This window comes from Porphyromonas sp. COT-290 OH860, assembly GCF_000768935.1.
In the GTDB taxonomy this organism is placed as follows: domain Bacteria; phylum Bacteroidota; class Bacteroidia; order Bacteroidales; family Porphyromonadaceae; genus Porphyromonas.
In genome coordinates this window covers 16,034-31,015 of sequence record NZ_JRAR01000073.1, presented here as the reverse complement: position 1 = coordinate 31,015, position 14,982 = coordinate 16,034, and the positions used below count along the sequence as shown (strand labels likewise).

Sequence of the window (14,982 nt, the reverse complement as noted above, 5' to 3'; positions counted from 1 at the left end):
AGGGCTTCTACCAAGCCTTGATCATCGGTAAGCACGTGTTTCTTATACCCATACCGATAATGCTTGCCTTTGCGTACCCAACGAGCCTCTGCATCAACACCGGGCTTACCACTTCTGAGTTCATACTGATAAGCCTCCTCCTGTGAGAGAGCTTCCTCTGAACGAACATCTTCTCTGTCTTCCGCCACCTCTATGACCACGCTACCATCAGGGGCATAAGGGCTGTCTACAATCAACTGCTTGTTCAACTCTCTAAGGAGTTTATCCATAATCCCTAGACGCGTTAGCTCCGAGCGGAAACGACTGATGGTGCTATGATCGGGAGAGGGATACCCAAGGTCTAAGCCCAGGAACTCGCTGAAAAGCAGAGAGTCATTGATACGTTCCTCAACCTCATAATCGCTCAAACCATACCAAGTCTCAAGCAAAAGGATTTTGAACATCAGCAAGGCATCGTAGGCAGGGTTGCCTACGGCATTCTGTGTCTTGGTGTACTTCTTGTTCAGCAGTGTGCGGATACCTCGCCAATCAACGCAAGCATTGATTTGGCGGAGAAAGGAGTGCTTCATCCGGTTGCGACGAACCTGAGTATATACTTGTAGGAAGCTCGGAGCTTGTTCGGTTGGTTTGGTTGCCATGTCGATACAGTTAATTACATACTGAAGATAGTAATAATCAGAGATATATACAACGTTTCTAACCGAAAACAGGCAAAATGCCGTGCAACGGTCTCATTNTGTCGATACAGTTAATTACATACTGAAGATAGTAATAATCAGAGATATATACAACGTTTCTAACCGAAAACAGGCAAAATGCCGTGCAACGGTCTCATTGATAGCTACCTACTACTCGGTATATATCGCTAGACAAGGGCTGCACATAATCATAATATGGATAACCTAAAATGCGGTATGTCATAATGCACAAACTACTATGTTGCTTACGCACTACGACACACCGCTTTGGTCCGATTTGCTGTGAGCTAGCCCTAATCGTACCAGCAGATGCCTCGCTCCTCGGTCATCTCTAGATTGATAGACGCCCCAGACATAATCTGCTTGTAAGTGATGTAGCTCTTCTTATGAGGCTGACCGTTGATGCTTACAGATTTGATGTATCGCTTCTGCTCCGACAGCCCCTTAGTTGTGATCGTAAAGACCTTACCATTGGGGAGCTTGATACGGCTCTCTGACCACAGAGGTGCAGTCAGCTCGTACTGACCTTGTACTGGATCTATGGGGTAGAAGCCCATAGAGGCGAAGACGTACCAAGCAGACATCTGCCCACAGTCTTCATTGCCACATAGACCATTCGGTTTGTCTGTGTAGAGGTTTTGGCAAACCTGACGGGTTAGCTCGGCGGTTCTCCATGGCTGCTTAACCTTGTTATATAGGAAGATCACATGGTGCCCGGGCTCATTGCCGTGAGCATACTGACCAATCATACCGGTAGAGAAGATAGGCAGCTCGATATGCTTGGGAGTATCGGAGCCGAAAAACTCGTCTAGTCGTTTGGCTAGACCTTCTGCTCCACCTATTCTCTCAATCAAACCATCTACATCGTGCTGCACACTCATCAGATATTGGTAGGCGTTGCTCTCGGTAACATCTTTGCTGTATTCAAAAGGATCGAAGCCCTCTTTGAAGGTCCCATCGCTCAGCCTTGGTCGGAAGAACCCCGTCCGTTGATCCCACAAGTTGGCATAGTAGCCTGCTCTTCGCTTGTAATCGTTGTAGAGTGTGCTATCGCCAATGTGCTTACCCCAAGCGGCGATTGCAGCATCGTCATAGGTATATTCCAGAGTTTTGCTTAGGCTCTCCTCATGCTTGTCGGCTGGCACATAGCCCAGAGCCTGATAGTCGCCTAGACCTCGGTAGTCCCAGCGCTCGGCTGTGGAACGTAATAGACTGGTAAGTAGTTTGGCATCGGTGGGCGTGTAGACACCTTTCAAGATAGCCTCCACGATTACTGGTACGGAGTGGTAGCCGATCATCATATCTGTTTCGCTAGCGAACATATTCCATACCGGCAGGTGTCCTTGGTTTTGACGTCCGAAGTCAATCATTGATTGTACCATATCTCTATTATCCTCGGGAGCAATGATGTTGTACAGAGGATGAGCCGCTCTGTATGTATCCCAAAGGGAGAACGTGCTGTAGTGTCTATGCCCCTCGGGAAGCTCGTGGATTTGTCTATCTGCTCCCAGATATCTACCATCTACATCGCTGTATAGCGTAGGGCATAGATGGGCATGATAGATAGAGGTGTAGAGCGTGCGCCTCTGCTGAGGTGTGGCGCCGGAGATTGTGATTCGACCTAGTCGAGTATTCCATACGGAGCGAGCCTCCCGATGATAGCGATCGAAGTCAAAGTCCTTGGCTTCTGCGTGGTGATTACGCTTAGCACCCTCGCCATCTACCCCAGAGAGGGCGGTGGTGATGACAATCTTCTCGCCAGCCCGAACCCGATAGTGGAGCTTAGCAATGTAACCATACTTCTCCTTCGCTTCGTCCTTTATGCGGATTTGCTCTAGACTAATGCTATCGGCAGGGCGTGAGAGTTTGGTATAGAAGAAGAGCCTCTGATCTCTAGCCCATCCATCGGAGTACCTATATCCTTGTAGTTCGTCCAAGGCGAGGACATCTATTCGGCTGTCGGTGCACCTATCCCAGTTCATCGCCTTGTGCAGGTCTAGTGTGATGCATGCCGAGTCGGAGGCTTGGTTGAAGGTATATCTCTGTACACCTACACGAGGTGTGCTGGTGAGCTCTGCACGTATGTTGTATGGCTCCAAGAGTACGGAGTAGTACCCCGCATGAGCCTCCTCATGGTCATGGCTAAACTTAGCATGCACTCCTAGCGGTGGCTCTGCCGTGAGCACTGGTGCTATGGTTGGCATAAACGAGATGTCGTACATGTCCCCAGCTCCCGTGCCACTCAGGTGGGTGTGGCTAAAGCCTGCGATCGTGCTATCTGGATAGTAATAGCCTGAGATCCTATCCCACCCGGGCAAGCCATTGTCTGGGCTTAGCTGTATCATCCCGAAAGGCACTGCCGCTCCCGGGTAGGTATTGCCCACCCAATCTGTCCCGATCATAGGGTCTACTTCGTAGGCAAGCTCGAGGCTTGTGCTTGCTTTCTCTGTACAAGACGTCGCTACCAGAGCGAGGCTGATGAGGCCTGCGAGGAGGTGTCTTTTTTGCATATATTCTTTTGTCAAACAGTTTGTTTCAATCTATTGAGGTACTCTGCGAAGGTTTGAGTGACTGATCGACCCTTGTGTCTAGGTCAATGTCCTTCATCTGTATGATGCGCTGATTGCTACTACCTCTGAAGCTCAAGGTGGGGTCAAAGAGGCTCTGTACAAATGGCCCATCGACGAGTACATCAATATATCTGAGTGGAGCTCTGTACCGATCGTGGGAGAGTAGATACTCGAGTGTGTAGCCGGTATAGCACCAGATATTTATGTCCGTTTCTTCTTTGAGCCTTTTGAGTAGTATGGTTAATTCGTCGGGGTTGTAGAATGGATCTCCTCCCGATATCGTGATGCCGTCAAGTAGTGGATTGCTACGAATCTCTCGAATAATCTCCCCAAGCATCTCATCTGATAGGGGAATGCCAGCCTCTGGGTCCCAGCTCTTCGGGTTATGACAGCCCGGGCAGGCATGCGTACAGCCCGATAGATATATCGAGTAGCGCAAGCCTGCCCCGTCACTAATTGTTTCCTTATAGATATTCAGCAGGTTCATACAGATGAACGAGAGGCTGGATGCCTAGCGATGCTTCACTCGGTCGTGCTCTTCTGCTTTTTTGGCACTATTCCAGCTTTCTAGGCTCCCCGTCAGATAGCCCGTGATGCGTCTGAGGCGAGAGATTTGGTCGCTCTTGCACACTGGGCACTTGTCATAGATAATGCCACGATAGCCACAGCCCGAGCAGGTGTCTACGGGATGGTTGATAGATCCGTAGCCAATCGCCTCGTCCTTCATTGTCTTGACGAGCTTCAGGATTACAGATACATTCTTTTTCGCCTCGCCATCTAGTTCGATGTAGGAGATATGCCCTCCCCCAGTGATAGCGTGGAAGGGAGCCTCGCGCTTGATTTTGTCGAACATGCCAATCTGCTCCCGCACATCAACGTGGAAGGAGTTTACATAGTAGTCCAGATCCGTTACCCCCGGTATAGAGCCATAGCGCTTACGATCCATACGGGTAAATCGGCCAGATAACCCCTCGGCTGGTGTAGCTAGGACGGAGTAGTTGAGGTGATACTTCTGTTTGTACTCGTTGGCCACCTCGCCAAGTATCTCGATAGCCTTGTAGAGGGTCTGCCAAGCCTCGTCGTTGTGTCCGTGTCCCTCGCCGTAGAGCGCCACCATAGCGTTATGCCCGCCGATGAAGCCGATGCCGAGAGTGCCAGAGTTCCATACGTCGCCGACCTCCTCGCTGGGGGCAAGTTTGGCACCTCCCTTCCATACATCATTGCCCATCATGAAGGGGAACTGCCGTGCTAGTGCTGTGCGTTGATACTCGTAACGTTCGTAGAGTTGGTCGGCGATCAGTCTAGCCATCTCACGAATGGAGGTGTAGAAGTACTGAATGGCCCGCTCTCGTTGCTGATGTTTGTCGGCAGAGGGATAGTCTTGCCGAGCGCTCTGTATCGCCTCAATGGCTAGGCGGGGCAAATTCATCGTGGTGAAAGATAGGTTGCCTCGACCGACAGAGCTCTTGAGGCCGTTGATGTTGTCGAAGACACGTGTGCGGCAGCCCATTGTAGCCACCTCGTAGAGATATCTCTTGGGGTCGTCTGCTCGCCAGAGATCATTCTGGTTGTAGGGTGTGTCTAGGAAGACAAAGTTGGGGAATAGAGCATGAGAGGTTGTGCGACAAGCAGCAAGCAGCAGGTCGAAGTTGGGGCTCTCGAACGCAATTTTGCCAGCCTCTGCGGCCTCGAAGTCCGCCATCGCAGCTCTGTAGTCTGCCTCTGAGTAATTAACTCCCTCCTTGACCTTGAAGATCTGAATGGGGAAGATAGGGATCTCGCCCTTGCCTAGCCCCTCTACGGTAGCCTTGAGGAGCTCTTGAATGACCATACGCCCCTCTGGGCTGGTATCTGTACCATAGTTAATGGAGCTAAACACGACTTGATTGCCCCCACGTGAGTGCATCGTGTTGAGGTTGTGAATGAAGCCCTCCATCGCCTGATAAGTATCTCTACGAGTGCGCTCATAAGCACTGCTTAGGGTGTGCTGTATCTCATTGAGGGCAAAAGTAAATCCCTCGCTCTCTAGTCCCTCTTTCAGACGCTCGGCCTCGTGGTCACTATTCGTTAGGTTAGGCACAAGCATCATCAGCTTTGCCTTGAGGCTTCCTCGATAGATCTTGAGTTGCTCGGCGGAGGCATTTTGCTTGAGCTCAAGTATGAAGAGCAAGCGCTCTAGTAGATGCTTGCGGAAGGTTTTGCGCACCCCGGGAGCCATGAAAAAGTCGAAGGCTGGTATCGACTGTCCTCCATGCTGCTCGTTTTGGTTAGTCTGGAAGACAATAGTCGCTAGTGTGGCATAGCTCTGAATGCTCTGTGGAGTACGAATACTACCGTTCTTGGTGCGGAAGCCTCGCTCGAATAGATCCTCTAGGTCGTATTGAACGCACGTAGAGGTCTTGGTAGGGTAGTAGTCTAGGTCGTGGATATGAATATCTCCCGAGGCGTGTGCCCTAGAGTAACGAGGAGAGAGTAGATACTTGGTGGCGTAGTCCTTGGTTACCTCCGAGGCGAAAGTCATCATCTGTCCCGCAGGCGTATAGGCGCTCATATTGGCATTGCCCAGATTGACATCGTTTTTCTCAATGGCAACGATGCCGTCCATGGTGTGTTTGAGCTTCGTGCGCTTCTCACGCTCCACGGTACGCCACTCTCTATATATGATGTATCGCTTGGCAATGTCGGGATTGAGGCGCATAAGCTCTCGCTCGACAATATCCTGAATCTCCTCTACAGCGATAGCCTGATCAACAGACTCCTCTGCAATTTGTTTGATATGCTCGACGATGAGCCTCAACCCTTCTTCGTTCTCGGGGATTGATGCCGCACGATAAGCCTTGACAATGGCGCGGTATATCTTATCCGCGTTGAAAGCCTCTGAGCTACCATCACGCTTGGTAACTCGTAGTAAGTTGTCCGACATAAGCTAACAATATTACTTGTGAATACTAGACGTTTGTTATTGATCTCTTTTTCTCCATACTGGAGGCTCAAAAAACGATGCGATATGGCATTTTTAGTTCGCCGATCCTTTGCTAACAAAGATAGCCAAGATAAGCTGAATAAGCTCCCCTAGTCGAGTAAAAAGTTATGCACATCGAAGCCATTCCCTATAGGGCAAAGGCACCTGCTGTCTTTGGACTTTGAGCTAGTCCCGAGAAATCGACGCAGCAGGGCACAGGCGCACACAAAGGTTACTTTGCTCTGCTACCTCTAGCTTCAATCTCTCCCCTCTGTTGCGTATTCATCAGGCTTAGACACACACCCTTTAGTCCTTACACCCCAAGGAGTCCCCCCTAGCCCTGCTGGCTATCGTCTCCAATATGGCCCTGTCCCATAAGGGGGCAAGATTTATATTTTCGTTTACATTTCAGAAAGTTGGTGGGGAAATTTCAGATGCTTCGGTTCAAAACACACAAACCTCGTATTTGGCCTCTAGGGGGCTCTACACGGCGTCCGAGGTCATTGGGGCACTTAGCCCTAGGCGAGCAAGAAAAACGTGCTTGTAGGGCCTGTTTTTAACCGTTTGTTATCTAGGCAAATACATTTGTTTTTGGAGCCTTGCTACATGGCTGAGCCTCTGTTTGGCAGATTTCTTCCCATCAATTTGGGCTGATTGTTGGGCATACCCCGAACGATTAATCCTACAATCGGAGCAGATTGATCCTTCAATTTTTTGCAGTGCTCTATGCTCTATCAGCTATATAGTCCTGATATGCCTCAATTTTGGCTAGATTTGTTTACGATTTTTAACTAAAAAGAATGAAGAATGAGCATATCATGTCGCTTCTGGGAGTGGATAAATCAACGAGGTTAAGTAGTTGTTAATGCTGGTAATAGTCCTTTCGATTTGATAGGTCTAATAGCCGTCTGTATGGTGTTATGGAGGCATACCCTAGTTTGGGTGCGAGCAGGTAGGCTATTGCTCGGGTTATGGCTGGGAGGGGTGGGGTGTTTGCATGGCTATTGGTGTGGTAGAATGTGCCACAATCCTAGAATATTAAAGGAATGATTTTAACTTTGTGGCGAAAATTCTACCAAATAATACACTTTGTTTTTTGAAGTGTATGGCTGGTAAGCCAAGAAGAGTTGATTGATTACAACTTGATTGAAAGAAGAAATTAGACGTATGAAACGTAAAATTATCATAGTCCTATGGGCAGTGTTTGTTCTAGGTTGGCTAGGAGTTGCCATGGCTTTCTACGCAATCTCCAAGGGGTGGATTGGTTACCTCCCACCGATTGAGCAGCTACAGAACCCTATTGACAAGTATGCCTCGCAGGTCATTTCGTCCGACGACAAGGTGATCGGTTCGTATGCCCACAGCGGTGATAACCGTATTTTCGTCCCTTATGAGGAAATTTCGCCAAACCTCATTAATGCCCTTATTGCCACAGAAGATGTGCGCTACCATGAGCATGCTGGGATAGACTTCAGAGGTCTAGGGCGTGCGATAGTCAAGACGGGGATTCTGCGCCAGAAAGGAGCAGGAGGGGGGAGTACCATTACTCAGCAGCTGGCTAAGCTCCTCTACACTCAACAAGCCAAGAGCCGTATGGGGCGTGTCTTACAGAAGCCTATTGAGTGGGTCATCGCCGTACAGCTAGAGCGCTTCTATACCAAGGAAGAGATCCTGACGATGTACCTCAATCAATTTGACTTTCTGTACAATGCCGTAGGGATACGGTCGGCTGCCCAGACTTATTTCTCCAAGAAGCCCTCGGAGCTTAACCTAGAGGAGGCTGCTATGCTGGTGGGTATGTGTAAGAACCCATCGCTCTATAACCCCATTCTACACAAGGATTCGGATAGACCTCTGCTACGGCGCAACGTAGTTTTTGAGCAGATGGCCAAGGCAGGTATGCTCACACAGGTAGAGGCAGACTCGCTCTCGGGATTGCCCGTAGTTACCAAGTTCCGCCGTATGACCCACAAGGAGGGGGTGGCTCCCTATATGCGAGAGCACCTAAGGCGCATCATGATGGCCAAGGAACCTAGTCGTAGCGACTATGCGTCATGGCAGATGGCACAATACTCGGCCGATAGCCTTGCATGGGAGACTAATCCGCTCTACGGCTGGTGCTACAAGAACAAGAAGAGCGACGGCTCGTACTACAATATATATACCGATGGGCTCAAAATTCACACTACGGTCAATGCTCAGATGCAGGAGTATGCAGAAGCCGCTGTGCGAGAGCACATGGCGGGGACGCTACAGCCAGCCTTCGACAGAGAGAAGCGCAATAGCAAGACTGCACCTTTCGCCTCCAACATCACGGCCGAGCAGAAGCAAGAGATTCTCAATAGGGCCATGCGTCAGAGCGAGCGTTGGCGAGCCTCCAAAGAAGAGGGAATGAGCGATGCCGAGATCAAGAAGAGCTTTAGGGAGAAAACCAAGATGCAGCTGTGGTCTTGGCAGGGGGTTAGGGATACGCTCCTCACTCCTATGGACTCTATACTGCACGTCAAGAGCCTACTACGTACGGGCTTTATGGCCATGAATCCACATACGGGTGATGTACTCGCCTATGTAGGTGGCATCGACTTCAGCCACTTCCAGTACGATATGGTTGCCAATGGGCGCCGTCAGGTAGGCTCTACGATCAAGCCCTATCTCTACTCGCTCTCTATGGTGGACGGCTATTCTCCCTGCGACGAGGTGCTACATGTACAGCCTCACATCCGACTAGAGAGTGGGCAGATTTGGCGCCCTCGCAATGCCAACAACCGACGCATCGGCGAGATGGTATCAATCCAGTGGGGGTTGCAGTACTCCGACAACTGGGTGACGGCAGAGCTGATGAGCCGTACAACCCCTCTTGCCTTCCGTAATCTACTCAAGAGTTATGGCCTGGCGGGGCCAATTGAGGCGACGCCCGCCATGTCGCTCGGCACTCCTGAGGCTACCGTGGGTGAGATGGTGTCGGGCTACACGACTTTTATCAACAGAGGGATACGAGTAGCGCCTCGCTTGGTAACGCATATCGAAGATCAGTCTGGTAATATCGTAGCTACCTTTAGCCCCGAGATGAGTGAGGTGCTGCCGCAGGCTGCTGCCGACAAGATGCTCTACATGCTCCAGAATGTGGTGCGAGGAGGTACTGGCTCTGGGCTGCGTAGTCGTTTCGGCCTAACTATGCCTCTAGGAGGTAAGACGGGGACGACCAATAAGAATAGTGATGCTTGGTTCATGGGCTTTACCCCAGACATCGTAGCGGGCTGCTGGGTAGGCGGAGAGGATCCGTCAGTACGCTTCAGCTCGATGGCTTTCGGTCAGGGTGCTAGAGCTGCGATGCCCATCTTTGCACTCTTCATCAAGAAGGTGTATGCCGATAAGAAGCTAGGTTATCGTACCGATGCTACGTTCAATCTACCCAACAACTTCGCACCCTGTTCGGATGCTAGCTACACGACCGATGGCTCGGTAGAGATCTTCGAGTCTGTAGCAGAGGACGAAATTATCTCGGACCTTGGCGGTACCCAGTAGTTCGGGGTTACTTATACCATAATAATAAGGGGGCTGTGTCCAAACTTGGTTTGACATAGCCCCTTTTAGTTGTATCAGAATGCATAAAATACGAAGTGCTAAGATGGAATCATGGCAGGCATGTACATCTCTAGGCGTATCACTAGGCCGAATATACGTTACAATATTGAGTATCTTTGTGGCGTTTAGCAACTAGGCGAGAGAGCTGTCTGTAGATGGCTCGACTATGTGCGACCTTTATAATATGAACGAAATAAACTCAGTTACAGAAATCAACCTACCCAAGCAGTCCTTGGAGCGTCTACGAGATTTAGTCGTGACCAGTAGTAGGATCGTTATCTTGCCCCATACAGCCCCAGATGGCGATGCTCTTGGCTCGACCCTCGCCTTGAGGAGTGTGCTGCAAAGCCTACACCCCGACAAAAACATCTGTGTCATTAGTCCCGACCTCGTGGAGCAATATCTCGGCTGGATGCCAGAGGTAGACAAGTTGCTACACTATACCACCTCGAGCGATGAGGCCATAGCAGCCATTGCCGAGGCGGATTTGCTCATTCATATGGATCACAACCAGAGGTCACGTCTAAGGTATCAGCCACTCGTTGAGGCTGTAACCAAGAGCAGTGCCCAGAGTATTCTGATAGATCACCATCTTTATCCAGAGGCAGGTTTTGCGGTTTGCTTCAGTTACCCGGGTATTTCTTCTACTTGTGAGCTGGTGCTTAGGCTCGTCCAAGCGTTGGGCTGGCAGGAGTATATTAGTCCTGCGTCTGCTACACTCTTACTTACGGGCATTGTGACCGACACGGGACGCTTTATGTATGGTTGCTTTGCTCCAGACCTGTACCACCGAGTGTCAGATCTGCTGAGTTTGGGGGCTGACTACGGCTACATCATCGATCGCCTCTCTTACCATGGGCGTATTGAGCAGTTGCGTGCCCAAGGTTACGTGCTACACGAGAAGCTAGAGGTGTACCCCGAGCTGCGAGCTGCTTGCTTCGTCCTCACCCAAGAGGAGATGCAACGACTAGGCGTGTCTAAGGGCGACACCGAGGGGCTCGTCAATTTGCCTCTATCGGTGGAGGGCATCGATTGCTCTTGTTTCATACGAGAGGATAGGGGGCAGATTAAGCTCTCGTTTCGCTCCACGGGCGACTTCCCTGTCAATGAGATTGCCTCGAGAGGATTCTCTGGTGGCGGACACCTCAATGCCTCTGGCGCCGAACACTATGGTAGCATAGAGGAGGCAAAAAATATCTATCTTTACCAGCTCAAATGCCTCATCGAGGAGAGAAAGAAATCATAAGCAAGTAATTAACGATACATCAGGATATGACTTTCAGTAAGATCAAGCAATATTGTCTGCTGCTACTCGCTAGCTCTGCAGTCCTTTTCACTAGCTGTAAGGAAGACAAGATCAAGTCGCTCACCGAGCTAAAGAAGGAGCAGGCTACGGCTATCAAGACCCTTATTAACCGCAAGTCTATCCGCGTGGTGGAGGCGCAGGATAACATCCTACCAGACCCCATAGACCCCAATGTCTACTACAAGTTCTCCAATGGTTTGTATATGCGTGTGCTGGATCGTGGGTTAGTCGGCAAGGAGGGCTACAAGGCTGTAGTCAATGAAACCAAGGTCTTTGTCGAGTTTAAGGGATATACCTTCACTCAAGCCAAAAGTGAGATTAGCCAATTTGATATTCTCGGTGATCCGTCCTATCCACCCGTGGAGTTTCTGTACACATACGCCTATCAGTATGGCGAAACGCACTACACGCCTCTGCCACAAACTTCGCCAGTGGCCAACTTAGATCACTTTATGTGTCAGGGACTGGCTTACCCGATGTCACTCTTGGGCAATGGGGCTCGTGTGTCGCTGATTATCCCTTTTGAGTTAGGGCCATCGACTTTCTATGCCTCAGGGATCTCTACATTCGTGGAGGAGGCTCAATATAGATTTCGCTAACAATCAAGATTAAATACCCAATTTCATAGACTTAATATGACACTCATCAAGTCAATATCTGGTATTCGTGGCACCATCGGAGCCGGCGTACGTGAGGGGCTCAACCCGATTAGTACGGCACAGTTTACCGCTGCATACGCACAGTTCATTCGTAAGTACTCGGGCAAGGATCGTCCTCGCATAGTTGTGGGGCGTGATGCCCGTATGTCTGGCCCTATGGTCAAGCAAATCGTTATAGGTACACTTATGGGTATGGGGTGCGATGTAGTAGATATTGATCTGGCTACCACCCCAACGACCGAGATGGCTGTCGTAGGCAAGCAAGCCGACGGTGGCATTATCCTCACGGCTAGCCATAATCCTAAGCAGTGGAATGCTCTCAAACTCCTCAACGACCGAGGAGAATTTATCAGCGATAGCGAGGGGAAGGAGATTCTACGTCTGGCGGAGAGCGATGAGCTCACCTTTGCCGAAGTCGATGAGCTTGGTAGTGTGGAGCAGTCTAGCTATCTCAAGGAGCATATAGATGCCGTACTCAAGGCTACGGGTGTTGATGTAGAGGCTATTCGTAGGGCACGTTTCACTGTCACCTTCGATAGTGTCAATTCGGTCGGGGGCATTGCCCTTCCTGCTCTACTTGAGGCATTAGGTGTAGCTAAGATATACCCCCTTTACGACGACCCTACGGGCGACTTTGCCCACAATCCCGAGCCTCTCCCCGAGCACCTAACAGCCATCTCTGTTGCTACACGTGAGCAGGGTGCCCATGTGGGCTTCGTAGTAGACCCTGATGTAGACCGTTTGGCGATCATCGATGAGCGAGGCGAGTGCTTCGGCGAGGAATACACTCTAGTAGCTATCGCCGACTATCTGCTAGGCTTGTCTGGCGGAGGCAATACGGTTTCTAACCTAAGCTCTACGCGAGCCCTGCGTGATGTGACTCAAAAGCGTGGCGGGCAGTACACAGCTGCAGCGGTAGGTGAGGTCAATGTGGTGACGAAGATGAAGGAAACTAAGGCGCTCATCGGTGGTGAGGGCAATGGCGGTGTCATTTATCCAGAGCTACACTATGGTCGTGATGCCCTAGTGGGCATCGCTCTATTCTTGAGCCTACTAGCCAAGAGTGGTAAGACCGTGAGTGAGCTACGCAAGAGCTACCCTGCATACTTTATGAGCAAACAACGTGTAGATCTACCTGCTCATATCGACTCGGCAGCTCTGCTCGAGCGTCTAGCCCGAGAGCAGGCTACGGCTGGTGAGATGAATCTCATCGATGGTGTTAAGATTGACTTCGAAACGATGTGGGTACACGTGCGCCGAAGCAATACCGAGCCGATTATCCGCATCTACACAGAGGCGCCTACACAGACGGAGGCTACGGAGCTGGCGGATCGCTTCATGCAGATCCTGACTTCGTACATTTAATATACGGTGAGATACATCAAAGAAGGGCGTGCGTCGAAGCGAATGTTTTGGCGCACCCCTTTTTAGGTCTGCACCCAATCACTTAAACGGATATTTGCATTGGCAAGAAAGAAAAAAGACCTTCCTATGTTGGAAGGCATTCGCATAGAAGGATTGGCCGCTGAGGGCAAGGCCCTGGCTCATGTAGATGGGGTAGTACTATTCGTGCCCTATGCTGCCCCAGGAGATATTTGCGACATCCAAGTCGTCAAGAAGAAGCGTAGCTTTATGGAGGGTAAGATCCTGCGTCTAGTTACCCCTTCGCCTATGAGGCAGATGCCTATCTGCTCGCACTTTACTGTCTGTGGTGGCTGCAAGTGGCAGCATTTGCCATACGAGGTGCAGCTAGAGGCCAAGCATCAGGTCGTGGTTGATGCAATGGAGCGACTCGGTAAGGTGCATATAGATGAGTATCTACCTATACTTGGCTCGGCGTCTACCTCCCGTTATCGCAATAAGCTGGAGTTTACCTTTAGTCACAAGCGTTGGTTGCTTCCCGGAGAGATGACACAGACGAAAATCGATGCCGATGGTAAGCCTATACCCGTAGCAGAGCCGGGGGTTGGATTCCACATACCGGGTATGTTTGATAAGGTACTGGATATTGATCAGTGTCATCTGGGTAGTGAATTGGCCGACCGTATTCGTCTTTTTATCCGAGCCTATTGTCTAGAGCGACCAGAGCAATATCCTTTCTTTGACTTGAGGGCTCAAGAGGGGCTGATGCGCACGTTGATGATCCGTACGACCTCGACGGGGCAAACGATGGTAGTGGTGGTATTCTTCCGAGATGATACCCGCAAGATTGAGGCTCTCATGACGGCTATTGCCGAGGCATTTCCTGAGATTACATCACTGCTCTACGTCATCAACACCAAGTGCAACGATACCATATCCGATCAGATCATTCACTGCTTCCGTGGTGAGCAGTATATTGAGGAGGAGATGGAGGGCTTGCACTTCCGTATTAGTCCCAAATCGTTTTATCAGACCAATAGCCTGCAGGCTTACGAGCTGTACAAAGTGGCTCGTGAGTTCGCTGCCTTGACGGGTCATGAGGCGGTTTACGACCTCTACACGGGTACGGGTACGATAGCCAATTTTGTAGCCAGATCGGCCAAATCTGTCGTTGGCATCGAGTATGTTCCCGAGGCGATAGAGGATGCCAAGCTCAATAGTCAGCTCAATGGTATTGATAATACTCTCTTCTACGCAGGGGATATGAAGGATATTCTTACAGACGACTTCATCTTGCAGCATGGTCGCCCCGATGTGATTATTACCGATCCGCCACGAGCTGGTATGCACGAGGACGTGGTACGCACCATTCTACGTGCAGCTCCGGAGCGCATTGTCTATGTGAGCTGCAACCCAGCCACGCAGGCTAGAGATTTGGCGATGCTGGTTGAGGGCGGGGACTATGCAGTGCGCAAGAGCCGTGCTGTGGATATGTTTCCCCATACGCACCATATTGAGAATGTAGTCTTGCTCGAGAGGCTCCAGCAGAGTAGTCTTTGATAAGATTCCCGAGAGAGATTCCCTGCTTTTGTGTCGCTAAACATATAGGACAAAGAAAAGGGGCTGTGGCGAAATTCATTTTTGCCACAGCCCCCTTGGGGTATTTTAGAATGCGCAAAATGCAAGGTGCTAAGACTGAGGTTGACGAAGAAGTCCGTGCGGAGCAAAGGGGGCATACTAAAGTATGTGACCAAAGCCGAATGTCGCAAGTAGCATAGCAGTTTGCGTATTATGAAACACCGCCTTTGAGCTATAAAAGGTATCGGACTTGATACTGTGT

The 14,982-nt window shown here is 50.3% G+C and carries 9 protein-coding genes; 5 read left to right on the top strand and 4 right to left on the bottom strand.

What is annotated here, in order from left to right; genetic code table 11:
- From HQ41_RS08195 to HQ41_RS08180, 4 genes are all read right to left on the bottom strand, one after another.
- Positions 1-638 (bottom strand): IS5/IS1182 family transposase (locus HQ41_RS08195; RefSeq protein WP_044190315.1); only part of this gene is annotated, 638 nt, incomplete at its 3' end.
- Positions 639-991: 353 nt separating this feature from the next.
- Positions 992-3,208, bottom strand: coding sequence for a GH92 family glycosyl hydrolase (locus HQ41_RS08190; RefSeq protein ID WP_044190312.1), 2,217 nt, complete (start codon positions 3,206-3,208; stop codon positions 992-994).
- Between the two features lie 25 nt (positions 3,209-3,233).
- Positions 3,234-3,755 carry an anaerobic ribonucleoside-triphosphate reductase activating protein gene (nrdG, locus tag HQ41_RS08185; protein ID WP_044190309.1) on the bottom strand — a complete coding sequence of 174 codons (522 nt, stop codon included), beginning with the start codon at positions 3,753-3,755 and terminating at the stop codon, positions 3,234-3,236.
- Between the two features lie 24 nt (positions 3,756-3,779).
- The gene (locus HQ41_RS08180) at positions 3,780-6,191 is read right to left on the bottom strand and encodes an anaerobic ribonucleoside triphosphate reductase (RefSeq protein ID WP_044190306.1); all 2,412 of its coding nucleotides are present in this window, start codon (positions 6,189-6,191) and stop codon (positions 3,780-3,782) included.
- A gap of 1,206 nt (positions 6,192-7,397) precedes the next feature.
- Here HQ41_RS08180 and HQ41_RS08175 point away from each other — a divergent pair.
- From HQ41_RS08175 to rlmD, 5 genes are all read left to right on the top strand, one after another.
- Entirely contained in the window at positions 7,398-9,755 is a 2,358-nt protein-coding gene (locus HQ41_RS08175) for a transglycosylase domain-containing protein (RefSeq protein ID WP_044190302.1), read from the top strand.
- 244 nt (positions 9,756-9,999) lie between these two features.
- Positions 10,000-11,061, top strand: a complete 1,062-nt coding sequence (locus HQ41_RS08170) for a bifunctional oligoribonuclease/PAP phosphatase NrnA (protein WP_044190301.1) — start codon at positions 10,000-10,002, stop codon at positions 11,059-11,061.
- Between the two features lie 26 nt (positions 11,062-11,087).
- Positions 11,088-11,720: a DUF4827 family protein gene (locus tag HQ41_RS08165; protein ID WP_044190298.1), complete on the top strand. Its 633-nt coding sequence runs from the start codon at positions 11,088-11,090 to the stop codon at positions 11,718-11,720.
- Positions 11,721-11,756: 36 nt separating this feature from the next.
- Positions 11,757-13,145: a phosphoglucosamine mutase gene (gene glmM, locus HQ41_RS08160; protein ID WP_044190294.1), complete on the top strand. Its 1,389-nt coding sequence runs from the start codon at positions 11,757-11,759 to the stop codon at positions 13,143-13,145.
- Between the two features lie 99 nt (positions 13,146-13,244).
- The gene (rlmD, locus tag HQ41_RS08155) at positions 13,245-14,702 is read left to right on the top strand and encodes a 23S rRNA (uracil(1939)-C(5))-methyltransferase RlmD (RefSeq protein WP_044190292.1); all 1,458 of its coding nucleotides are present in this window, start codon (positions 13,245-13,247) and stop codon (positions 14,700-14,702) included.
- The last annotated feature ends 280 nt before the right edge of the window (positions 14,703-14,982 follow it).

Bases quoted from the DNA above. Each gene is read 5' to 3' on its own strand.
- HQ41_RS08190 (WP_044190312.1), bottom strand. From the start codon at position 3,208: ATGCAAAAAAGACACCTCCTCGCAGGCCTCATCAGCCTCGCTCTGGTA.
- nrdG (WP_044190309.1), bottom strand. From the start codon at position 3,755: ATGAACCTGCTGAATATCTATAAGGAAACAATTAGTGACGGGGCAGGC.
- HQ41_RS08180 (WP_044190306.1), bottom strand. From the start codon at position 6,191: ATGTCGGACAACTTACTACGAGTTACCAAGCGTGATGGTAGCTCAGAG.
- HQ41_RS08175 (WP_044190302.1), top strand. From the start codon at position 7,398: ATGAAACGTAAAATTATCATAGTCCTATGGGCAGTGTTTGTTCTAGGT.
- HQ41_RS08170 (WP_044190301.1), top strand. From the start codon at position 10,000: ATGAACGAAATAAACTCAGTTACAGAAATCAACCTACCCAAGCAGTCC.
- HQ41_RS08165 (WP_044190298.1), top strand. From the start codon at position 11,088: ATGACTTTCAGTAAGATCAAGCAATATTGTCTGCTGCTACTCGCTAGC.
- glmM (WP_044190294.1), top strand. From the start codon at position 11,757: ATGACACTCATCAAGTCAATATCTGGTATTCGTGGCACCATCGGAGCC.